Here is a 21,435-nt window from a genome sequence, read left to right as displayed (position 1 = left end):
GTTCTTGATGCTAGAGCGCGGTGGGTGGCAGCGCCTCCAGGTCGGCGCGATCGAACAGGAAATGCTGTCGACCCGTGCCAAAGACCTGGTCGTCCCAGGTGAGCCGGATCTCCTTTGCGGTGTGGAAGTCCATGTCCGCGCTGTCGCGCGGGGCGAACGCCAGCGTCACGGTGCGGTGTTCGGTGATGCCATAGGTGTTCTCGAACGCACTGAGGACCGGTGCCGACCGGTGGCTTCCGCAGGTGAGCTCCACCATGGAGGCCCAATCGAAGTGGAGCGCGTAGACCCGTTGCTGCACTTCTTGTGCGTTCCTGGCACCGGCCAGCAGGACATCCCCGCGCGCATCCGCCGAAGGACCGATGGCCAGTTCGAACGTGAGCATCCTCTTGTGCGCATCGAGTACGCTGTTGGGGTCCGCGCAACTATCGTCGGCCGCTTGAAGGGCGCGCCAGGCGGTGAGCGCAGCGGGCAGCAATGTGACCCGCGTGCGGATGTCCCCCACCGTGCGCTCCTTCGTGAGGCCATGCTCCACATCATGGGCATAGGTCTGCAGGGCAGGCCCATCCAAGGAGGGCGATGGACCGGTGCAGGCCGTCAGCAGAATCGCAAGAACACTGGTCCTCATCGCCCTTCGTAGCTGTTGTTCAAGGCGGTGAGAACGTCCTCGGTCACGTCCATCGCTGGATCGCCGTGCAGCAGATTGCCGGATGCCGTGGTCCCAAGGACCACATCGTAGCCATGCTCCTTCGCATATCGCTCCACGAACGTGTTCACCTGCTCCAGCACCGGTGCGAGCAGCACCTCCTCCTGCCGGGCGAGCTCATCGGTCATCTGACCCCGGTAGTTCACGAGTTCCTGTTGTTGCTGTTTCACGGCCTTCAGGTCCACGGCGGTCGGCGAGGCACCCGGATGCCGGAGCACGGTCAGTCGCCGCTCCAGGTCCCGGGTCATGGTGTCAATGTTGGCTTGGACACTTCGTTCCCGTTCCTGAAAGGCCGCCATGGCATCCTTCATGCCCATGTAACCATACACCAGTTCCTGGGATCGTACGAAGGCGATCCGCGGCCGTGTGAGCACCGTGCCGAGGGTAAGCGCCAGGTTCGCCACCAGCAGCAGCAGGCCGGTCGCGATGAGCATGCGGCTCCTGTTCTCCATCAGTTCTTGAGTTGGAAGTAGCCTTCGATCACTTCGCCGTCCACTTCGATGCGGTACACGTAGATGCCGTCCGCGCTGGCGCTACCGGTGTTCATGTACTTGCCGTTCCAGGCCGATCCTGCATCGGTGGTCTGGAAGAGGATGTTCTGCTGCCGGTCCGTGATGGTGAGCTCATAGTCCGTTCGTGGATCCACACCCAGCACCCGGAACTCGTCGTAATGGTCGTCGTCGTTCGGTGTCATCAGGAAGTTCTCCTCGAGCAGCAGGTGAATGGCCGCGGGTGCCTCCGTTCCCGTGGAGCGAGGCTCATCAAATAGGGACACTACGTTCGGCGGGGCGGTCGACACTTGTGAGGGGTCCATCGCGTAGGTGGTATCCTCGACCACGAGACGCACATTGGTCACATGCCCACTGTCGAGCTCGAACAGGAAGGTGAGGGCCACGGTGGTGTCCGTAGCCGCCACGATCAGCTCATGATCACCTGGAACGGGTCCGGGATCCAGGATCGCGGTAAGCTGGCCACCACTGATGCCGGTGATGGTGTCCAACGAAGGCGTTACGAGGGAAAGGGGGAAACCGCCGGCAAGCTCCTCGGTGCTCAGGATCAGCGGAACGGCCATCGAACCGCGCACCTGCTGGACCTCGCTCAGCGTATCGCGGAATGCGATCATGGTCCGGAACGGTCCCACGGGTGCCGTTGTGCTGTCGATCGCCACAGTATCCTGGTTGAGCAGGAAGGCCCTTCCATTTACGGTGCTCACGATCTGTAGCTCATCCATTGGCCTGACCAGCACGCTGGTGAGCGCGGAGTCCGGACCGATCGCATGGGCCAACGTCCACGCCGGCCCGAACGGCCGCACCAGCCAGGAGGCCACGACGCTGCTGTCGCCCTCTGCGCGCCAGCCGGCCACGAACTCCGGTCGCGCTGTGTCCGCGACCACAGGCACGCAGAGGAGTCTGTGGTCCACCAAGGTGTTCGAGCTGTTCACCGTGAGATGTACAGGTCCCCAGCCAGTGCCTCCGCTTTTTCGTGCAATGGTCTGTCCACGTTGGTCGGCCCGCACCGCATGCACGGTCGCTTCTTCCCAATGATGGCGCTGCCCGACGTGGACCACACGGGGTGCTCCAACGCCGAAGTAGGTCGATGTCGACCGGGTGGACCAGGTCTCCGTACCAAGCCCAGATCTGCTGGATGCGCCTGCTGCGTTGTTCCAGGTGGTCGAATAGGATCCTGTATCCGGCAGGAATGTGAGGTGAACGGCGCCGCTGGACGGATCAAGCGCCCCACCATGTACAAGGCTATCCCTGACCGTGAAGGAGGCTGGTGCATCCGTGCGCAGATCGACAACGCCTGTTCCACTTGTGTGGATGGCCACATCGAGGCTGAGACAATCGGCGCCATGGACCTGCTCGAAGGAGGCAAGGAGGCCTTGTGTGTTGGAGAAGTGGACCTGCCCGTCCGTGAGCTCCACCATGTACTCCTCCTCGGTGTTCACGGATGCCGTGGTCGAATGCAATGAACCCCCATGGATGATCTGTACCGAGTCCCCTGAGAGCAGGATGCCATAGGTCATCTGCTCATATCCGTCGAGCGCTGCTGCACCAAAAGGACTGAGGCCCACAGCCGCGAGGATCGGCTCGGCAGCTGCACGGAACTGCACCCAGCAACGATCGGTCCCACATACCGTGTTCCGTCCGGACCATCGTCCATCAGCCCAGCCCGAACTTCCGGTCTTGGTCACCCGGTGGCCATCGGACAACGTTACTTGCTCGGCAGATGCTGCTTGGAGGTCCTGCCCGAGGGTGAAGGCTGTTTCCGCGGTATCCGATGCCGCATCGATCACCAGCAGCTTATAGGACCCAGTGGGCAGCGCCTCGGGGGGCGTGAGAAGGATCGGCTGGACATGGCTGCGGTCGAGCCGGAAGAGGCCCCACGTCGGTACGCCGATGGACGCCAATCCGCTGGTGTCCGCAGCATCGGCCCATCCGGTCAGAACGCTGTCGACCACCAAGGGATCGCCCAGGATGTATCTGTAAGGGCGCGCACCACCAAGAACGTTGATGTCAACAGCCGCTAGCGTATCGAGGTGCGCGGTCGAGGTGAGCACCTCAACGATCATGGGTTTGGGTTCGAGTTCGAGGACATACACCTTGCCGCGTTCGGTGCCTCCGGAGGGATGGTGGCTGGCGGAGACCGCTAGGTCCGGGGATCCGTCGCCGCTTATGTCACCAAGCAGGGCAGCGGATGCACCGAAATAGCTGTAGTTCTGGAGGTCGAGCGTGTCATTCTGGAGCCCATCATTCTCACTGATCATCTCTTCATGGCTCAACGTGCCTGCGCTTGTGAGATAGCCGATGAACAGCGCGCCGTCATTGATATGGTCCACATCCTGTTGGCGCGCGGAAATGAGCATGTCCACAACACCGTCGCCGTTCACATCGCCCGCGTTCGCAATGCTCCAGCCGAAATGTCCACCCGCCCCTGTGATCGTGGTGGCCAGTCCGCCAGTACCTCCTGGTGCGATGGCTTGCACAGCACTGATGCTGCCACCAACGCCCCTGAACAGGATCCATACACGTCCGCGGGCAAGTCCTGGTCCGTTGTAGTGGTAACGGGCGGTAACGGCGATATCCTGATGGCCGTTACCATCCAGATCACCCAAGCCACAGACACTGAAACCGAATTGTGAACTGTTCGCAAGCGGGCTTCCACCAGGCCAAGTGCTCTGCGAGCTGATCTGTTGGTGCGACTCTACGGTGCCGTCATCCTTCATATGCAGGATCCATAGTGCTCCACGTTGACTGCCTCCCGTGTTGGACAGGTAGGATCCGACCGCCAGGTCGGGAATGGTGTCCCCGTTCAAGTCTCCTACGCCTCCGAGCGCACCGGCGAACCGGTTACCATTGGTCATGGTACCCGTGAAGCCTCCCTGTGTGTCGGAGATCTTGCTCGTGCTGGAGACCGTGCCGGAATCGGTCAGGAAGAGGATGTGCACGGCGCCATGGTCGGTGCCACCGTCGTCATCTCCTGAGGCGATTACCGCGAGTTCCGATCGGCCATCCGTGTTCAGGTCCCCCGCATTGGTGACCCTTGAACCAAAGGAGTCCCCTGGATCGAGAACCGCGCCGAGCCCACCGCTGCTGTTGCTGATCAGCACATGGTCGTCCACGCCACCTTCTTCATTCATGAACAGGACCCATACCGCCCCTCGACCGCCGTTGTAGGTACTGTGCCCTGCGACCAGCTCGGGTACGCCATCCCCGTTCAGATCACCAATTCCGGTCACAGCAGCACCCCATCTGCTGCTATCAGGAAGGCTTGAAAGGAAACCGAGTGTCGTGGCCCCAAGGTGATGGATGTCGCGCACCACCGGTAGGGTATCCTGGGCGTGTGCAACCCCGCCAAGCGCTAGGAGGATGCTGATGCAGATCGGAGCCCGGGCCACGAGCGATGGCGGGGGAGGCTCCTCCGATGAGGCTGGTGCCGAGCAGCTTGATCTCATCAACGGCAAGCGGTTGATGATCTCCATGAAAGAGCTGGGTCGCACCATCGCGGTCTGGGTAGGTTTGGTGTGCTTCGGCCGTCAAGTATACTAAATAAAAATTAAGTGTCAAGCCCCCACCCCAAACTTGCTCCGCTGAACGAACGCTTCATCCACCTGATGGAGCGGTTGGGCCACACGGGCTATAGCTTCAGCAAGGAGTTGGGGACCTCGGAAGCGGTCATCTCGAACATCCGGAAGGGGAAGAACCCGCCCAACATCCTCTTGGTTGAACAGTTACTTAATAAATATGAATCGGTCAGTGCGGAGTGGCTGTTGACCGGCCGTGGTCGACCGTTCAAGCAGGAACAGGAGCGAACGGTGATCGAGCCACCGCGATCGATCCCTGGTTCAGCGGGAGGTGAGGATCGCTTGGTGCGGATGGAGGACCTGCTCCAACGCTCGATCCAGGTTCAGCTGGAACGGAACGTGCTCATGGATGAGACAATGAACCACATCCAACGTCAGGTCATCGAGCTCGACCGCCGGGTGGCCGAGTTCACGAAAGCCAAGCGGAAGGTGGGGTGATGGCGGACCGCACCTGGTTCACCAGGACCACGATCCTGCGGAGCACGGATAGTACGTCAGGTGAGGCGCCGGCTTGCTTTGACCGGGCGACACACCGCTCGAGGCAAAGTGCATAGCATGCGACCTGGTCGGCGCAACGCGTGCTTAGTGCCCGGATATCCACGCGGTCCAAGAGGGCCATCTGTTCCACCGTGGCCATGAGGCGCTCCATATGGAGCTTGTCCCAGGTGCCCAACACGCCGGTCGGCGGACATAGGGGTGGGAACAACATGGCATGGCACGATCTCAGGGCGTGCAGCACCGTGCCATAGGAAAGCCCCGCCTGCGCCACCAGAACATCGAGCGAAGGGAGTTGCGCACCATATCCTTCACCAGCGCCGGCCATACCCTGTTCTCCCGATCGGTGTTCGTTGTGCCATACTCAATAATAACACATACACCCCCACGCATGTCAAGGCGGACGAACGCAATGGCCCTTTAATATACTGGTCCGATCCTGAGGCCGACCCTTGCAAGTCCGCAGGATGAAATACTACACTAGCGCACCACCATCACGCGCAGGACCTCGCCGGTGGTGGAGCGGAGCAGGTAGCTGCCGGCCGCATGCACGCCGAGGTCGAGGTCCGTGCTGCCGCTGACACGACCGCTCCACACACGCCTTCCTGTGGCATCGAGCAGGTGCAGCTCGGTCGGTGTGGCGCAGCGGATGGTCAACGCGCCGGCGGTGGGGTTGGGGTACGCCTCGAACGCGGCAGCCACTTCCGCTTCCTGCACGGCGGAGACCAGGTCGTTGTTGGCGGCGAAGGTGGGCGTCTGTTCCACGAAGGGACCACTGCCGTTGGGCACCCGCGCGTAGCCCATGTCCGTGGTGAGCACGCCGAACACCACATGGTCCACCACCGCGCTGTCGGCGTTCACCAGCCATAGCTCCTCGCCGCTGGCGCTGAGCTTGAAGTTGGTGTGGCCGTCGCCCTGCACCTGGTCCTCGTCCGCCCAGAAGGTGAGGTAGCCACCGGCCGGCACGATGGAGCCCGGCGGGATCGGCCACTTGAACAGGTCGGCGCCGTCATCTGTGAGGAAGCCGCCGCTCAGGTCGATGTCGGCCGCGCTGCCATTGAAGAGCTCGATCCAGTCCTCGTACTCGCCGTAGTTGTCCGTCACCGTGACGGTGTTGCCGGTCATCAGCTCGTTGATCACCACCGGCATCACCGCCGTCTGGGCCTGCACCGTGTAGGTGTACACGTCATGTTCGGCGCCGGGCGGTGCGTACACCACCGTGCGGTCGGGGTTGTTGGCCACGGCCTCCACGTAGTAGCGCACCACCGTGTTGGGCGCATAGGGCGGCAGGATGGCGCCGTACACCCCGTCGCCGGCGGCCCCGTCGTCGTGCAGGCCATCATCGAACATGTCCGTCCGCGTGAAGGTGCCTTCGATGCCGGTGCCGTGGTACAGCCGCACGGCGAAGATGCCGTTGCCGCTGGTGACGGTCGCATGCACCACGGGGCTTTCCGTGGGCAGCGGGGCCTGCCAGGCCGTACCGGATACGATGTGCTCCACGGCGGTGATCGTCGGCGCCGGCTGGGCCACCTCGCTGTTGGCCAACAACGTGTTGCGGCGGTTGGTGAGGTAGGTCTTCAGCCCGTTCACCTCGGTCTGAAAGTTGGCGTAGGTGTACAGCTTCTTCGGATCGGCCTGCACTTCGGCATCGATCAGCGCCACATAGCTGTCCACCAGCGCATTGAACGTCGGGCTCTGCATCTTCTCGTGGATGAGGGTGCGCAGGTGGGCCAGGTAGCGCTGCCGCCATTCGGGCACGGCCAGCAGCCGGTTCAGCAGCGGGTAGTTCACGTCGGTCTCGTGGTAGAAGGGGCTCCAGTTCACCGTGTTGTTCTTCATCACGCTGTTGCCGTCGAACTCGTGGGGCACCATGCGCTCCGAGAGCGGCTCCCAATAGAGGTAGTAGTCCATTTTCCCCTTGTACACGTAGCTGTCGTCGTCGCCGAACGCGATCTCCGAGGCCAGGAACCACAGCGTGCGGTCGATTTCCAGGTAGCGCGGCAGGCTGTCGAAGAGCTGCCCCTGCGGCAGGCCGTCCACCTTCTGGCAGGTGCGCACCAGGGCTTCCCACGGGTTGGTCGTAAGGTCCGTGCCTTTCAGCGTGTAGTACTGCTGATAGTCCGCGGTGTCGGGGCCCAGGTCGTTCAGCGCGGCGGTGCCATCGCCCCAGCTGGGACCGCCACCGCCACCCACCTGGCCGTCCGGACGGTCGGCACGCCACCGATGCCCGTCGTTGCTCTGGAACCACTCGCTGATGAAGTCCTTGTTCAACTGTTGCACGTTGGGATACACCCCCCAACTCGCGCCATTGATGTTCAGGTGCACGTAGTTGGCCTTCGCCGCCGGCACATGGTCGCGGATCAGGTCCAGGAACACCACCTCACGCAGGAAGGACGGGTCCTGGAACGCGTTGTTCAGGTTCAGCGTGGTGTAGCCCATCAGGTCCTGCCCCGGGTCCACATGGTCCAGGGTCACGTTGAAGGACATCTTCTGCGCGCCGGGCGGAAGCATCATGTAGCTCGTCTGCCCTTTGAAGCGCACCCCCACGCTGTCGTACACGGTGCCGTCCACCGTGAGCGTGGCCAGGATGTCCGTCTGGCTTTGGTAGTTCTGCTGAAGCTGCTGCCAGTAGTTCGACTGCGCGAACTGCAGGTCGAGCGTGCGGAGCACGCCCTTCTCGTAGAGGCCGGTGCTCGGCAGACCGCCCAGCAGCAGTTGATGCCCGTCCGGGCTGTGGTACTGCTCCATGGGCAGGTTCTGCGCAACGGCGTTCGTGAGGAACAGGGTTGTGGCGAGGAGCAGGGCGGTGGTCCGGTGAGGCATGGGGATGGAGTGCGTACAGCGTTCAGGTCGCCGTAACGCGGAATTGACACCGAGTTAACCTCGAGGTTTGATCCGGCACCTCGCCATTCGACCGGTCCGGTCGGCGGATCGTCGAACGAAGCCCTTCAGCGCACGCCTTTCCGCAGGCGATGACGGAGATACTCCCCCAAAGTGGGATGGTACCAGCGGCCGCTGTCCGCTGTGCCGTTCACCACCCGCAGCCTGCCGTCCACAGCTTCCCGCACCGCCCGCACCATCAGGGGACAGCCGGCGGCGATCTGCAGCACCGGATAGGTGCTGAAGTCATCCTCGGGACCGGGGTCGATCACCGCTTGATGCAGCACACCTCCGGTATCGATCCCTTCGTCCACCAGGTGAACCGTGACTCCGCAGTGCGCGCGATCGTCGTTCACCAGGGCCCAGTAGGCGCCGTGCACACCGCGGTAGCGCGGGGTGATGCCCACGTGCGTGTTCAGCACGGGCACACCGATGGCCTTCAAGGTGGCGCCCTTCAGGATGCGTGTGCCGTTGATCACCACGACGCGCGGGGCCAGGCGCTGGAGCAGGGCGTGGCAAGCCGCACCGTTCACGGTGGGCACGCGATGGGTGACGGCCGCGGGGATCGGCGCTTGGGATGTTCCCGTCGATCGCAGGATGGCCTGGACGCGCTCCTTCGATCGCTTCGCCAGCGGCCACGCCACGCACACCTGGAAGAGCACCTGGCCGAGCACGCGCCACAGCCCCAGCCGGCGGATGCGTGAGCGAAGGAGCTGCATGGTGGGCGGCGGGTCCTCCAGCACCACCTGCACATCGAAGTGCGCGGCCAGGGTGTGGTAGAGCATGGCGGTGGCCCAGCTCGCCCGCGCCAGCAGCACCACGCGTTCAGCGGCCATGGCGGGATCGGGCTTCCTCGGCCACCTCGGTCATGGTGAGGCTGCGCAGGCCGGTGCTGCGGTGGAGGTGCGTGTAATGCGCGAGCACCCGCTCCAGAAAGGCCATGTTGCGCTCCAGGTCGGCGCCGAAGTTGTGCGGATGCCACCACAGGTGGAACAGCTCGCCGCGTCCTGCCGCATGGTCCATGGCGCGGGTGATGCGGCGGAGCTTCATCCCGTCCAGCATTGCATAGCGCGGCGACCACGGGCGTAGGAAGCGGCTGGACGGAACATCCACCGGCAGTCCGTCCTGCACCACCGGCCAGGCGTGGGTGTTGGGCCCGCTGAGCGGCAGCCAGGTGTCCAGCAGGCGCAAGGCCCGGCGGAAGCGCGATTCGTCCTCGCGGTTGCGCGCATCGTACAGCCAGCTGCGCTCGTTGCCGCGGTAGGCCCGGATGCCATGGGCATGGCACAGGGCCAGGTAGCGCTCGTTGTACTGGTTGCGCGGGAACACGAAGCTCCTCAACGCGATCCCGTATGCCGCGGCGGCGCGTTGGGCCGCCTCCAGGTCGGCGGCGAACTCCGCCTCGGTCTGGCCCCGCTCCAGGCAGTAGTAGTGGCTGAAGGTGTGGCCGGCGATCTCGTGCGCGGGATGCTGCTGGATCAGCCGGACGAGGGAGGCCCCGAAGTGGTAGGGGTCGTGCTGCTCGTCCACACCGATGCCATCGATGTGGCCGTGGTAGGGCGAGAGCATCGTGTTCGTGTAGCCGGGCCGCAGCGCCGGCAGTCCCGCCTGCAAGGAGGCCTTGTCGCGGAAGAAGAGCAGCCCCACGGTGGCGATGGTGGCCTTCACGCCATGCGCATCGAAGGCGGCGAGCATCCGCGGAAGCGCCTGGCGCACGCCCAGGATCCGTGGACCGTAGGCCTCCAGCGTGCGCCGGTCGCGCATGCCCCAGTACAGCTCGAAGTCGAGCGAGAGCACGAACGCACCGGTGGTCATCGTGGCCAAGGTATCGTCAGTGCAGGCGCTCGCCGTTCACGAAGGTGGCCACCACACGGGCCTTGCGCAGGCCGTCGGCATCGGCCTTCGCCAGGTCGCGGTCCACCACCGTCAGGTCCGCCCGCTTCCCCGCTTCCAGGCTGCCGAGCTCATCCTCCGTGAAGGTGGCCAGCGCGTTCCAGATGGTGATGCCGCGCAGGGCGTCCATCGGCTTCAGCGCGTTCGCCGGCTGGTACCCGCCCTCGGGCCAGCCGTCCGCCGCCTGCCGCAGCACGGCGCTGCGGTAGGTCTGCAGCGGGTCGATGCCCTCCACGGGGAAGTCCGTGCCCAGCGCCACCAGGCCCATGGCGCGGCGCAGGTCCTCGTAGGCATAGGCATGTGCGATCCGGTCGGGCCCCAGCCGCTGCTCCGCCCACGGCCCATCGCTCGTGGCGTGGGTGGGTTGCACGCTCGGCACGATGCTGTACCGCGCGAAGAGCGGCCTGTCCTGGGGCGACACCACCTGCGCATGCTCGATCCGCCACCGCCGATCGTTGGTGCCGCCGAGCACTTCGCCGTACACGTCCAGCAGCAGCTTGTTGGCGCTGTCGCCGATGCAGTGCGTGTTCATCTGGAAGCCGTGCGCCTTGCACCAGGCCGCCACCTCCGCGAAGTGTTCGCGCGTGGCCAGCTGCAGGCCATGATGACCGGCTTGGTCGTGGTACGGTGCCTTCAGCAGCGCCCCGCGGGAGCCCAATGCGCCATCCGCGTAGACCTTCACGCTGTTCACCTTCAACCGCTCGTCGTCGATGGCCCCGTGCTTCGCGAAGTGCGCGAGGTTCGCCGCACCATCGGCCACCATGGCGTACACGCGGATCCGGAGCACGCCTTCCTGCTGCATGCGGCGGATGAGGGCGATGGTGTTGGTGTCCAGCCCGGCGTCCACCACCATCGTCAGCCCGGCCGCGAGGCAGTCGGCCTGCGCGTCGAGCAGGGCCTGTCGCTTGGTGGCCTCGTCCGCATCATCGAAGATGCGCTGGAACACGTTCACCGCGTTGTCCACCAGCAGGCCCGTGGGTCGACCGTCGCGCTTCACCAGCAAGCCGCCCTCCACCTCGGCCTCCACGTCGAGCCCCACGGTGCGCATGGCCGCGCTGTTCACCACGGCGGCGTGGCCGTCCACGCGCTGCAGCAGCACGGGGCGGTCGGGAAAGAGCGAGTCCAACGCGGTGTTGTCCGGCCATGGTGCGCCGGGCCAGTCGTTCTGGTCCCAGCCCCGGCCCAGCAGCCAACCCGTTCCGGGATGGGTGCCGGCGAACGCGGCCGTGCGCTCCAGCACCTCGGCCCAGCTGCGGGTGCCCGTGAGGTCCACCTTCTGCTTGTTGAGCCCGTAGCCGAGGAAGTGACAGTGGCCGTCGATGAAGCCGGGGTAGACCGAGCGGCCGGCGGCGTCGTAGCGCTCCTTGGCCCGGTACCGGTTCAAGATCTCGCGCTCGGGGCCCAGCTCGAGGATGCGTCCATCCTTCACCGCCATGGCCTGGTGCACCGTGCCGGCCTCATCCATGCTGTGGATCACCGCGTTGTGCACCACCAGGTCGGCCTCCACATGCTGGAAGCAGCCGGTGAGCAGGAGCACGCCTGTGCCCAAGGCTGCGGCGATGGTTGGAAACAGGGTCTTCATGAGGCGCGGAGCAGGCGGGCCACGAAGGTCGGCAGCCGACGGGTGTCCACCAGCAGCAGGGCCAACAGGCCCACGAAGGGCAGCAGGGGCACGCGGTAGCGCACCAGGGCGCCCACCACCGGCACCGTCCAGCCGATCACCAGCGCGAGCAACAGCAGGAAGGAGCAGGTGAAGAGCAGGGCCGACCGGTCCATGTGCGGCCAGGACCTGCGCCGCCAGAGCGCCAGCACGGGCAGCAGGAGCAGCGCCGCGTTCTCCAGCGCACCCGCCAGGCCCACCGCGCCCCGGTCGGCCGCCTCGAAGGGCGACAGGAAGGTCATGTACAGCGCATGCGGGGCGTTGCGCACGAAGCCCCACACGCCGTCGCCGAGCAGGGGCATCTCCACCAGGCTGCCACTGCCCACACCCGTCGCCATGCCGATGAAGTCCTTCTGCTTCACCCGGAACAGTTCCAGCACATCGTAGCCCGGGAACAGGGTGCCGGAGATCATCACGAGCACCACCGCCCCCAGGTGGGTGGCCAGCGCATAGCGCCCGATGCCCCCGCCGCGCCAGCGCTGAAGCAGCACGGCCAGCACGCCCGGCACCAGGCAGAACAGCACGTAGAACTTCACCACCAGCATCACCGCCAGTCCGATCACCGCCGCCAGGATGACCGGACGGCGCGGCCGGCCGCTGTGCAGCGCGCCCCAGAGGAAGAGTCCGAGGCCGAGCATGAGCAGGCTCTCCTTCAAGGGGGCGCTCGGCCAGAACAGCGCGCTGGGCCACAGGAACACCACCGCGGCGAGCCCGCGCTCCATCCCCTTCGCCCAAGGGGCCAGCGCGCGGTGCAGGGCCACCAGCCCCACCATGCTGAAGGCGCACGCGAACACGGTGTGCACCGCGTAGTGCCCTTGGCTCAGGATCCGCAGCACCGCGTTCAGCCGGATCATCGTGTGCGAGTCGTTGTACACGTTGTTCTCGTACTGCCGCACCCAGTTGTTCATCACCAGGTAGTAGCGCTCGGTGAAGTAGGGGGAGTCGTTGCCCACCCCCGTGAGCATGCGCAGGAAGTCCATCGGACGCTCCCCCAGCGCGGCGTGCATCACGGCGCTGTCGTCGAAGTACTTGAAGATGTCGGCCGTGCTCCGGTCCGGGTACACCTGGGTGTACACCACGAACAGGGCGGCCCCGGCCAGCAGCTTCAGCCCGAACAACGCCGCAAGTCCAGGGCCACCGATCCCGGGCACCCCGCGGAACAGGGCCATCCGGCGGCCGATGTAGAGCAGCAGCGCGGTGTATGCCGTGGCGAGCAGCAGGCCTGACATGGGCGGCACAAGGTAGACGCGCGCCGCGCCGGGGGGATGTCCGTGGGATGGGTCGCTGGGTGTCGGCGGTTACCTTTGGCCACCGCATATGGCCACCACCACGCTCGACCCCGATACCGCCCCGGCCGGGGTGGAGACCGCCCGCAAGCTCGGACTGCTGCCCGAGGAGTACGACACGATCCAGGGCATCCTGGGACGCACGCCCAACTTCACCGAGCTGAGCATCTACAGCGCGATGTGGAGCGAGCACTGCTCCTACAAGAACTCCATCCGCCTGCTGAAGACCCTGCCCCGCACCGGCCCCAAGCTCCTCGCCGAGGCGGGACAGGAGAACGCCGGCCTGGTGGACATCGGCGACGGTTGGGCCTGCGCCTTCAAGATCGAGAGCCACAACCACCCCAGCGCCATCGAACCCTTCCAGGGCGCGGCCACCGGCGTGGGCGGCATCAACCGCGACATCTTCACCATGGGCGCGCGCCCCATCGCCCAGCTCAACAGCCTGCGCTTCGGCGACATCACCACCGAATCCCGCAGCCGCTGGCACATGCGCGGCGTGGTGAAGGGCATCGGTGACTACGGCAACGCGTTCGGCGTTCCCGTGCTCGGGGGCGAGGTGTACTTCGACCCCTGCTACACCAGCAATCCGTTGGTGAACGCCATGAGCGTGGGCATCGTCCGCACCGACCGCGTGATCAGCGCCACCAGCCACGGTGCCGGCAACCCCGTCTTCATCGTGGGCAGCGCCACCGGCAAGGACGGCATCCACGGCGCCAGCTTCGCCAGCAAGGACATCACCGACACCAGCATGGACGACCTGCCCGCCGTGCAGGTGGGCGACCCCTTCATGGAGAAGCTCCTGCTGGAAGCTTCGCTCGAGCTCGCGCAGACCGACGCCATCATCGGCATGCAGGACATGGGCGCCGCCGGCATCACCTGCAGCACCAGCGAGATGAGCGCCAAGGGCGGCGCCGGCATGGACATCCACCTGGACCGTGTGCCCACCCGGCAGCCCGGCATGCACGCATGGGAGATCCTGCTCAGCGAGAGCCAGGAACGCATGCTCGTGGTGGTGAAGAAGGGCCGCGAGGCCGAGGTGAAGGCCATCTTCGACAAGTGGGACCTCAACTGCGTGGCCATCGGCACGGTGACCGACGGAGGCACCCTGCGCTACTACATGCACGACCGTCTGGTGGCGGAGGTGCCGGCCGAGAGCCTCGTCCTGGGGGGCGGGGCACCGGTGTACGAGCGGGCCGTGAAGGAACCGGCCTACTACGCCGAGAACCAGCGCTTCCGCGTGGCCGACGTGCCCGAGCCCGATGACCTGCGCGCCGTGGCCTACGACCTGCTGGCCAGCCCCAACATCGCCAGCAAGCGCTGGGTGTACGAGCAGTACGACAGCATGGTGCGCACCAACAACATGAGCACCAACGCGCCCAGCGACGCCGGGCTCGTGCTGCTGCGCGACACCGGCAAGGCCCTCGCCGTCACCGTGGACTGCAACGGCCGCTACGTGCATGCCGATCCCCGCAAGGGCACCATGATCGCCGTGTGCGAGGCCGCCCGCAACATCGCCTGCAGCGGCGGCGACCCCTGCGGCGTCACCAACTGCCTCAACTTCGGCAACCCCTACGACCCCGAGGTGTACTGGCAGTTCAGCGAGGCCATCGCCGGCATGGGCGAGGCCTGCCGCGCCCTCGGCACACCCGTCACCGGCGGCAACGTCAGCTTCTACAACCAGACCGTCAGCGCCGATTCCACCGTGCCGGTCTTCCCCACGCCCACCATCGGCATGGTCGGTGTGCTCAACGACGCCACCAAGCGCATGGGCCTCGGCTTCCGCAGCAAGGGCGAGCTCATCTACCTGCTCGGCCGGTCCACGGACGACATCGCATGCAGCGAGTACCTCGTGCGGCACCACGGCATCCGCCGGTCGCCCGCGCCCTACTTCGACCTGGAGGAGGAGGGCCGCCTGCACACCATGCTGCTCATGCTCATCCGCTCCAGCGTCATCACCGCCGCGCACGATGTGAGCGACGGCGGCCTGTGGGTCACGCTCGTGGAGATGGGCCTGGTGAACGGGCTCGGCTTCGACATCGTCACCGACAGCGAGGTGCGCCCCGATGCCTTCCTCTTCGGCGAAGGACAGGGCCGCGTGGCCGTGGCCGTGAACGAGGAGCAGGAGAACGCCTTCCTGGACATGATGCGCGCCAGCCGCGTGCCCTTCATCCTGCTGGGCCATGTCACCAAGGGCAAGCTCGTGGTGGACGATGAACCCTTCGGCCTCATCGAGGACGCCCGCAAGGTGTACGAAGGCGCCCTCCCCAAGGCGATGAACGAACAATAACGGACGCCCGGCGTTCCGCCCATCTCCGCCCCGGTGCGCCCGCATCAGGGGGCGGTCACCGTCAACCCAGACCCATGCCCCAACCCCGCACCCTTTCCGCCCTGCCCGCCGTCGGGCAGGCCGCTCCGGCCCTGCGCTATGTCAAGCAGGACAAGTCCAACCACGAGCTGGCCTCCCTCCGCGGCGAGGTGGTCGTGCTCTTCTGCCTGCCCAGCCTGGACACCAGTGTGTGTGCCACCGAGACCCGCACCTTCAACCAGAAGGCCGCCGGCCTGGGCGCCCATGTGCTGGTCGTCAGCATGGACCTGCCCTTCGCCATGAAGCGCTTCTGCGAGACCGAGGGCATCGCCAACGTCCACACGGGAAGTGACTTCCGCTACCGCGACATGGCCACCGGCTGGGGTGCCGCCATCGCCGAAGGGCCGATGGAAGGACTGCACTGCCGTGCGGTCTGGGTCATCGACCGCCAGGGCGTCATCCGGCATTTCGAGCTCACCCCGGAACTGGGCGCCGAGCCGGACTACGATGCGGTGATCGGCGCGGTGCGACCGCTGCTCTAGACGGAGCGGGCGGCCAACCTGGGCCGGATCAGCACGGTGTCCAGGAGGAGGAGGAGCGCGCCGGTGGCGATGGTCATCAAGGTCCACGGCGTGGAAAGCAGTGCAAGGAGCACATCCACCTTGGGCATCGCGAGCTCCGGCAGGGCCGTGGAGCGCATCGCCGTCGTGGAGGGCAGGGCTGTCCACAGCCACAAGCCCAGGAACGCGACCAGGGCTCCCGCCCACGCCTTCCAGCTCAGCAAAGGCCTGCTGTCCACCGGCACACGCACCGGGGCGGCGCTCAACCGCGCCAGGACCAGCTGTTCAAGGTCGTCCGGTGCCGCCAGCGGCCCGGCGCTCTGGAACAGGGCACGCAGCCGCGCGTCCTGCGCATCGTCCATCAGTCGTTGATCAGCGTCCATGCCTCGGCTTTCCAGTGGCCCTGCACCAGCTCGAGCATCCGTTTGCGCGCCCGGTGGAGTTTCACCTTCACGTTGGACACCGATAGGCCCGTGATGGTTACGATCTCCTCCACGCTCCGGTCTTGCAGGTAGTAAAAGGTCATCAGCGCGGCGTCCTCCGCCGGCATCCTGGAAAGCGCCTCCTCCACCATCGCATGCAGGTCCTGCGCATGGCCGAACGCCGGGGCAGGTCCGGCCAGCACACGGTCCGGTGCGGCCTCCAGATCGACCGTTCCGGTGCGGCGTGCGCGCAACGCCGAAAGCGCCGTGCGGTAGGCGATGCTGTACAACCACGTGCTGAAGCGCGCGCCCCCCTGATAGGAGGCGAGGTTCCGATAGGCCTTCACGAAACTGTCCTGGGTGGCCTCCTCGGCCTCCTCGCGGTTCCGCAGCACCCGCATGCACACGGTGTACACCATGTGCTTGTACGAGCGCATCAGCCGGGCATACGCCTGCTGGTCACCCTTGCGGGCGGCTTCGATGAGCTCCTCCTCGGGCATGGGACCGGTCATGGATGGGACGGTGATTCGGTCGTTGCGGTTACGAAGGTGCCTGTCGGGAACGACGTAGAATGACCGCTACACACGAGCGGCGCATTCCCGGGTTGAGCGCGTTGGACCGCTGACCATCGATCGTAACCGACCCGGGGGGCGACGGCGTCACACCAGCACAACCGCACTTGAACATGGGAACGCCAGCAGCAGAGGTCTTCATCCCGGTCACGCTCTTCGCGATGGTCTTCGGGATCGTCTACGTATCGGTCACCGCCCGGCATCGCCAGCGCATGGCCATGATCGACAAGGGCATGGACCCCGGCAGCCTGCAGGACCGGGAGGTGCCCATGCGCGGGCTGCGCAACGGGCTCTTCCTCCTCGCCATCGGGCTCGGGCTTCTCTTCGGGCATTTCATGGAGAAGGCGATGTATGGTCACCTGCCCGTGAGCGAAGAGGATTATCCGCTGCCTTACTTCATCTGCGTCCTCGTCTTCGGGGGAGCGGCCCTCATCGCGCACCACCTCATCGTCCGGCGCAAGCAACAGGGGTAACGACGTCCGCTGGATCGATCGGAGCGGTGCCCGTACGGCACCGCTTCGTTCTTTTGTGCCATGCGCCTCCTGCGACGCCTCTTCCGGACCCTCGCCGCCGTCGCCCTCTGGTGCATCGGCCTGAGCATCGGTTGGGTGCTCATCCTGGCGGTGCTTCCTCCCCCGGTCACGTCCACCATGCTCGTTCAACGCGTCGAGCAGGGGCGGGCGGACCGCAGCTGGCGCGCCTTGGAGGCCATGGCCCGCACCCTCCCCAACGCGGTGATCGCCGCCGAGGACCAGAAGTTCATGTTCCACCACGGCTTCGACATCGAGGCCATCGGGAAGGCGCTGGACCATAACGAGCGCCGGAAGGGGAGGGGGCGCGTGAAGGGCGCCAGCACCATCAGCCAGCAGGTGTCCAAGAACGTGTTCCTCTGGCAGGGCCGCACCTGGGTCCGCAAGGGGCTCGAGGTCTGGTTCACGGCGCTCATTGAGCTGCTCTGGTCCAAGGAGCGGATCCTGGAGGTGTACCTGAACATCGCGGAGCTCGGACCGGGCACCTTTGGTGCGGAGGCCGCCGCACAGCGGTGTTTCGGCAAGAGCGCTTCACGCCTTGGGGTGCAGGAGGCCGCCTTGCTGGCCGCCGTGCTGCCCGCCCCGCGTCGGTATTCGTGCCAGCGCCCGGGCGGCTTCGTGCGCTCACGGCAGCAGTGGATCGCCCATCAGATGGACAACCTCGGCGATCAGCTCGACCCGGCGGTGCTGGCCAGGGCGCGCGAGGAACAGGAGCGCGAGGAACAGCGCGAGCAACGCCGCGAGCAACGCCGCGAGCAACGCCGCGAGGAACGGCGCCGACAACGAAAGCGGACATGAGCACGAACGACCTCGTCGTGGTGACCGGCGCCAGCCGCGGTGTGGGCCGTGAGGCGGTCCGGGCTCTGGCCGGCAGGCACGGGCTGAATGTCCTGGCGATCGCGCGGGATGAAGCGGCCCTGCGCTCCCTGCAGCAGGCGTGCGCCGGATCCCCGGGGCGGGTGGAGGCCCTGGCGCTCGATCTGGCCGCGGATGGTGCGGTGGACCGGGTGGTGCAGCAGGTGGGTGAGCGTCGGGTGCGGGGATTGCTCAACAACGCGGGCCTGCTGCGAAAGCGGGCCTTCGGCACCTGGACCGCGGAAGATCTGCGGAGCCTGTTCCTGGTGAACGCATCGGTCCCCTTCCTGCTCGCGCAGGCGTTGGCCGACCGGCTGAGCGGCGATCCGCCGGGGCATGTGGTGAACATCGGCAGCATGGGCGGGGTGCAGGGCAGCGTGAAGTTCCCTGGCCTGGCCGGCTATAGTGCGTCGAAGATGGCGCTGGCGGGGCTCACCGAATGCCTGGCCGAGGAGCTGAGCGACCGGCAGGTTCGCTGTAACTGCCTGGCCCTGGGGGCGGTGGACACCGATATGCTGCGTGAGGCCTTCCCCGGATACCAAGCCCCGGTGACGGCCGAGGCCATGGGAGGGGAGGTGGCCCGCTTCCTCCTCGAAGGTCATAACTACTTCAACGGCAAGGTGTTACCGATGTCGCTGAGCACCCCTTGAGGCCGGGGTGTGAAAAAATTCTTGCCTATGTGTTGTTTCAGGTTGGACAACCACCTACATTTGCAGCCGCTTTCGAGCAAACGTTCTTTCGTTCTGTCCCTCTGGAAGGGCTGTAAGTAGCGCCGGGCGCGGGTTGTTCAAAAAAACTTTCACCGGCATGATGGTGGTATCCACCGAAGAGCTACTTTTGCCCTCCCTCTTGCGGAAATGTCCGCGTGGAACGAGGGTCTGACAACGTCTGATGACCGGGTTCGCCCCGGACTTCATAAACGTTCTTTGAAGTATTGTCCATTCTGAGAACAGCAGAAGGTCCTCTTGATCACAGATCGAGAAGAAGGGCCACGTCGAGACCAAGATCAAACAAACTTTTACAACGGAGAGTTTGATCCTGGCTCAGGATGAACGCTAGCGGCAGGCTTAACACATGCAAGTCGAGGGGCAGCGGGGTGTAGCAATACATCGCCGGCGACCGGCGCACGGGTGCGTAACACGTATGGAATCTGCCCTGTACTGGGGAATAGCCCTCCGAAAGGAGGATTAATACCCCGTAATAGCTTGAGTGGCATCACTCGGGTTTGAAAGCTCCGGCGGTACAGGATGACCATGCGCACGATTAGCTAGTAGGTGAGGTAACGGCTCACCTAGGCTACGATCGTTAGGGGGCCTGAGAGGGTTATCCCCCACACTGGTACTGAGACACGGACCAGACTCCTACGGGAGGCAGCAGTGAGGAATATTGCGCAATGGAGGAAACTCTGACGCAGCCATGCCGCGTGCAGGAAGACGGCCCTACGGGTTGTAAACTGCTTTTATCAGGGAAGAAACCCCGGGACGTGTCCCGGGTTGACGGTACCTGAGGAATAAGCACCGGCTAACTCCGTGCCAGCAGCCGCGGTAATACGGAGGGTGCAAGCGTTATCCGGATTCATTGGGTTTAAAGGGTGCGTAGGCGGGGTGGTAAGTCAGTGGTGAAATCCTGCAGCTTAACTGTAGAATTGCCATTGATACTGCCATTCTTGAGTGCGCTTGAAGTGGGCGGAATGTGCCGTGTAGCGGTGAAATGCTTAGATATGGCACAGAACACCAATTGCGAAGGCAGCTCACTAAGGCGATACTGACGCTGAGGCACGAAAGCGTGGGGATCGAACAGGATTAGATACCCTGGTAGTCCACGCCGTAAACGATGATCACTCGTGATTGGCGATATACGGTCAGTCACCTAGCGAAAGCGTTAAGTGATCCACCTGGGGAGTACGGCCGCAAGGCTGAAACTCAAAGGAATTGACGGGGGCCCGCACAAGCGGTGGAGCATGTGGTTTAATTCGATGATACGCGAGGAACCTTACCAGGGCTCGAACGCACGACGACAGGGGCGGAAACGTCCTCTTCTTCGGACGGCGTGCGAGGTGCTGCATGGCTGTCGTCAGCTCGTGCCGTGAGGTGTCGGGTTAAGTCCCATAACGAGCGCAACCCCCATCTCTAGTTGCCAGCGGGTAATGCCGGGGACTCTAGAGAAACTGCCCGTGTAAACGGTGAGGAAGGTGGGGACGACGTCAAGTCATCACGGCCCTTACGTCCTGGGCTACACACGTGCTACAATGGCGAGGAACAAAGGGAAGCTACCGCGCGAGCGGATGCCGATCTCTAAAACTCGTCTCAGTTCGGATCGGAGTCTGCAACCCGACTCCGTGAAGCTGGAATCGCTAGTAATCGCATATCAGCCATGATGCGGTGAATACGTTCCCGGGCCTTGTACACACCGCCCGTCAAGCCATGGAAGCCGGGGGTGCCTGAAGTCGGTGACCGCAAGGAGCTGCCTAGGGCAAAACCGGTGACTGGGGCTAAGTCGTAACAAGGTAGCCGTACCGGAAGGTGCGGCTGGAACATCTCCTTTTTAGAGCGATCGCTCGACAAGCCCTTCGTTCCCTCTCTCCGGAGAGGGTCCGACCTTCGCTGTCTCAGATGGATGATATTTTTAACGGTGCCACCGTGACCATCTCCTAGTCCTGTAGCTCAGCTGGTTAGAGCGCTACACTGATAATGTAGAGGTCCGCAGTTCAAATCTGCGCAGGACTACCAGGGATAGGGAACGGGGAATTAGCTCAGCTGGCTAGAGCGCCTGCTTTGCAAGCAGGAGGTCATCGGTTCGACTCCGATATTCTCCACTGCGCCAGGCCGAACGTTCCGCAAGGTCCGTTCAGCGGGCGGCCCATCCAGGGCACTGTTCTTTGACGTGTTTGTTAGACCGACCAAAACAGACCGAGAGATCGGTCCACCGAGCAAAACCTCGAAGGTTGAAAAGTTACTAAGGGCGTACGGCGGATGCCTTGGCTCTCAGAGGCGATGAAGGACGCGATAGGCTGCGATAAGCCGCGGGGAGGAGCATAATATCCTGTGATCCGCGGATCTCCGAATGGGGAAACCCATCCAGTTGAAGACTGGATATCCCGAAAGGGAAGCGAACCCAGGGAACTGAAACATCTAAGTACCTGGAGGAAAAGAAATCAAGTAGAGATCCCCCGAGTAGTGGCGAGCGAAAA

At 64.6% G+C, this 21,435-nt stretch carries 17 protein-coding genes, 2 tRNA genes and 2 rRNA genes (1 of these 21 running past the window's edge); 11 read left to right on the top strand and 10 right to left on the bottom strand.

From position 1 onward, the window contains the following. Positions 1-10: 10 nt before the first annotated feature. The 3 genes from IPM49_06410 to IPM49_06400 are packed head-to-tail and all read right to left on the bottom strand — an operon-like array spanning position 11 to position 4,442. Positions 11-625: a hypothetical protein gene (locus tag IPM49_06410; protein ID MBK9274154.1), complete on the bottom strand. Its 615-nt coding sequence runs from the start codon at positions 623-625 to the stop codon at positions 11-13. Beyond that, positions 622-1,155, bottom strand: a complete 534-nt coding sequence (locus IPM49_06405; protein MBK9274153.1) for an OmpH family outer membrane protein — start codon at positions 1,153-1,155, stop codon at positions 622-624. The genes IPM49_06410 and IPM49_06405 overlap by 4 nt, the downstream gene beginning before the upstream one ends. Continuing rightward, positions 1,155-4,442 (bottom strand): FG-GAP repeat protein, encoded by a 3,288-nt coding sequence (locus IPM49_06400; protein MBK9274152.1) that lies wholly within the window; start codon positions 4,440-4,442, stop codon positions 1,155-1,157. Before IPM49_06400 ends, IPM49_06405 begins: the two co-directional genes overlap by 1 nt. 130 nt (positions 4,443-4,572) lie before the next feature. On the opposite strand from IPM49_06400, the gene IPM49_06395 reads away from it, so the two are divergent. Both IPM49_06395 and IPM49_06390 read left to right on the top strand, forming a co-directional pair. Then, the gene (locus IPM49_06395) at positions 4,573-4,752 is read left to right on the top strand and encodes a hypothetical protein (GenBank protein ID MBK9274151.1); all 180 of its coding nucleotides are present in this window, start codon (positions 4,573-4,575) and stop codon (positions 4,750-4,752) included. Positions 4,753-4,763: 11 nt separating this feature from the next. Then, positions 4,764-5,225, top strand: a complete 462-nt coding sequence (locus tag IPM49_06390; GenBank protein ID MBK9274150.1) for a helix-turn-helix transcriptional regulator — start codon at positions 4,764-4,766, stop codon at positions 5,223-5,225. Between the two features lie 537 nt (positions 5,226-5,762). Here IPM49_06390 and IPM49_06385 read toward each other — a convergent pair. From IPM49_06385 to IPM49_06365, 5 genes are all read right to left on the bottom strand, one after another. After that, positions 5,763-8,105: a CotH kinase family protein gene (locus IPM49_06385; protein MBK9274149.1), complete on the bottom strand. Its 2,343-nt coding sequence runs from the start codon at positions 8,103-8,105 to the stop codon at positions 5,763-5,765. Positions 8,106-8,230: 125 nt separating this feature from the next. After that, complete coding sequence (locus tag IPM49_06380; GenBank protein ID MBK9274148.1) at positions 8,231-8,998, bottom strand: formyl transferase; 768 nt, start codon at positions 8,996-8,998, stop codon at positions 8,231-8,233. Next, complete coding sequence (locus tag IPM49_06375) at positions 8,988-9,977, bottom strand: polysaccharide deacetylase family protein (GenBank protein ID MBK9274147.1); 990 nt, start codon at positions 9,975-9,977, stop codon at positions 8,988-8,990. The genes IPM49_06380 and IPM49_06375 overlap by 11 nt, the downstream gene beginning before the upstream one ends. Before the next feature lie 16 nt (positions 9,978-9,993). Next, positions 9,994-11,637 carry an amidohydrolase gene (locus IPM49_06370; GenBank protein ID MBK9274146.1) on the bottom strand — a complete coding sequence of 548 codons (1,644 nt, stop codon included), beginning with the start codon at positions 11,635-11,637 and terminating at the stop codon, positions 9,994-9,996. Further along, positions 11,634-12,944, bottom strand: coding sequence for a hypothetical protein (locus tag IPM49_06365; GenBank protein MBK9274145.1), 1,311 nt, complete (start codon positions 12,942-12,944; stop codon positions 11,634-11,636). The genes IPM49_06370 and IPM49_06365 overlap by 4 nt, the downstream gene beginning before the upstream one ends. Positions 12,945-13,032: 88 nt before the next feature. Here IPM49_06365 and purL point away from each other — a divergent pair, with 88 nt between their 5' ends. Further along, positions 13,033-15,288 (top strand): phosphoribosylformylglycinamidine synthase subunit PurL, encoded by a 2,256-nt coding sequence (purL, locus tag IPM49_06360; GenBank protein MBK9274144.1) that lies wholly within the window; start codon positions 13,033-13,035, stop codon positions 15,286-15,288. Positions 15,289-15,362: 74 nt separating this feature from the next. Continuing rightward, complete coding sequence (gene tpx / locus IPM49_06355) at positions 15,363-15,848, top strand: thiol peroxidase (GenBank protein MBK9274143.1); 486 nt, start codon at positions 15,363-15,365, stop codon at positions 15,846-15,848. On the opposite strand, the gene IPM49_06350 is transcribed toward tpx, so the two are convergent. Together IPM49_06350 and IPM49_06345 are read right to left on the bottom strand one after the other, a co-directional pair. Beyond that, positions 15,845-16,228 (bottom strand): hypothetical protein, encoded by a 384-nt coding sequence (locus IPM49_06350; GenBank protein ID MBK9274142.1) that lies wholly within the window; start codon positions 16,226-16,228, stop codon positions 15,845-15,847. The genes tpx and IPM49_06350 overlap by 4 nt on opposite strands. Continuing rightward, positions 16,228-16,788: a sigma-70 family RNA polymerase sigma factor gene (locus IPM49_06345; GenBank protein MBK9274141.1), complete on the bottom strand. Its 561-nt coding sequence runs from the start codon at positions 16,786-16,788 to the stop codon at positions 16,228-16,230. The genes IPM49_06350 and IPM49_06345 overlap by 1 nt, the downstream gene beginning before the upstream one ends. A 185-nt stretch (positions 16,789-16,973) precedes the next feature. Between IPM49_06345 and IPM49_06340 the strand changes: the two genes are divergently transcribed. The 7 genes from IPM49_06340 to IPM49_06310 form a co-directional block, all read left to right on the top strand. Continuing rightward, entirely contained in the window at positions 16,974-17,333 is a 360-nt protein-coding gene (locus IPM49_06340; GenBank protein MBK9274140.1) for a hypothetical protein, read from the top strand. A gap of 60 nt (positions 17,334-17,393) precedes the next feature. Continuing rightward, positions 17,394-18,188 carry a monofunctional biosynthetic peptidoglycan transglycosylase gene (mtgA, locus tag IPM49_06335; GenBank protein MBK9274139.1) on the top strand — a complete coding sequence of 265 codons (795 nt, stop codon included), beginning with the start codon at positions 17,394-17,396 and terminating at the stop codon, positions 18,186-18,188. Further along, positions 18,185-18,895 (top strand): SDR family oxidoreductase, encoded by a 711-nt coding sequence (locus IPM49_06330; GenBank protein ID MBK9274138.1) that lies wholly within the window; start codon positions 18,185-18,187, stop codon positions 18,893-18,895. The genes mtgA and IPM49_06330 overlap by 4 nt, the downstream gene beginning before the upstream one ends. Positions 18,896-19,265: 370 nt before the next feature. Beyond that, positions 19,266-20,789 (top strand): 16S ribosomal RNA (locus IPM49_06325). Positions 20,790-20,897: 108 nt separating this feature from the next. Beyond that, positions 20,898-20,974, top strand: a tRNA-Ile gene (locus tag IPM49_06320). 12 nt (positions 20,975-20,986) lie between these two features. Further along, positions 20,987-21,060: transfer RNA gene (locus IPM49_06315), tRNA-Ala, on the top strand. A gap of 128 nt (positions 21,061-21,188) precedes the next feature. Beyond that, positions 21,189-21,435: ribosomal RNA gene (locus IPM49_06310) — 23S ribosomal RNA — on the top strand (it continues 2,643 nt past the right edge of the window). Together the 16S and 23S rRNA genes with 2 tRNA genes alongside form the textbook arrangement of a ribosomal RNA operon.

It is taken from the genome of Flavobacteriales bacterium, from assembly GCA_016715895.1.
Classification (GTDB): Bacteria; Bacteroidota; Bacteroidia; order Flavobacteriales_F; family PHOS-HE28; genus PHOS-HE28.
The sequence above is the reverse complement of the archived record's forward strand: the minus strand, read 5'-3'. Positions and strand labels throughout refer to the sequence as shown.

Excerpts from the sequence above, each read along its gene's own strand:
- tpx (MBK9274143.1), top strand. The coding sequence starts at position 15,363 with ATGCCCCAACCCCGCACCCTTTCCGCCCTGCCCGCCGTCGGGCAGGCC.
- IPM49_06395 (MBK9274151.1), top strand. The coding sequence starts at position 4,573 with ATGCTGATGCAGATCGGAGCCCGGGCCACGAGCGATGGCGGGGGAGGC.
- IPM49_06365 (MBK9274145.1), bottom strand. The coding sequence starts at position 12,944 with ATGTCAGGCCTGCTGCTCGCCACGGCATACACCGCGCTGCTGCTCTAC.
- IPM49_06370 (MBK9274146.1), bottom strand. The coding sequence starts at position 11,637 with ATGAAGACCCTGTTTCCAACCATCGCCGCAGCCTTGGGCACAGGCGTG.
- IPM49_06350 (MBK9274142.1), bottom strand. The coding sequence starts at position 16,228 with ATGGACGATGCGCAGGACGCGCGGCTGCGTGCCCTGTTCCAGAGCGCC.
- IPM49_06380 (MBK9274148.1), bottom strand. The coding sequence starts at position 8,998 with ATGGCCGCTGAACGCGTGGTGCTGCTGGCGCGGGCGAGCTGGGCCACC.
- IPM49_06375 (MBK9274147.1), bottom strand. The coding sequence starts at position 9,977 with ATGACCACCGGTGCGTTCGTGCTCTCGCTCGACTTCGAGCTGTACTGG.
- IPM49_06385 (MBK9274149.1), bottom strand. The coding sequence starts at position 8,105 with ATGCCTCACCGGACCACCGCCCTGCTCCTCGCCACAACCCTGTTCCTC.
- IPM49_06330 (MBK9274138.1), top strand. The coding sequence starts at position 18,185 with ATGAGCACGAACGACCTCGTCGTGGTGACCGGCGCCAGCCGCGGTGTG.
- purL (MBK9274144.1), top strand. The coding sequence starts at position 13,033 with ATGGCCACCACCACGCTCGACCCCGATACCGCCCCGGCCGGGGTGGAG.
- IPM49_06410 (MBK9274154.1), bottom strand. The coding sequence starts at position 625 with ATGAGGACCAGTGTTCTTGCGATTCTGCTGACGGCCTGCACCGGTCCA.
- IPM49_06405 (MBK9274153.1), bottom strand. The coding sequence starts at position 1,155 with ATGGAGAACAGGAGCCGCATGCTCATCGCGACCGGCCTGCTGCTGCTG.
- IPM49_06340 (MBK9274140.1), top strand. The coding sequence starts at position 16,974 with ATGGGAACGCCAGCAGCAGAGGTCTTCATCCCGGTCACGCTCTTCGCG.
- IPM49_06345 (MBK9274141.1), bottom strand. The coding sequence starts at position 16,788 with ATGCCCGAGGAGGAGCTCATCGAAGCCGCCCGCAAGGGTGACCAGCAG.
- mtgA (MBK9274139.1), top strand. The coding sequence starts at position 17,394 with ATGCGCCTCCTGCGACGCCTCTTCCGGACCCTCGCCGCCGTCGCCCTC.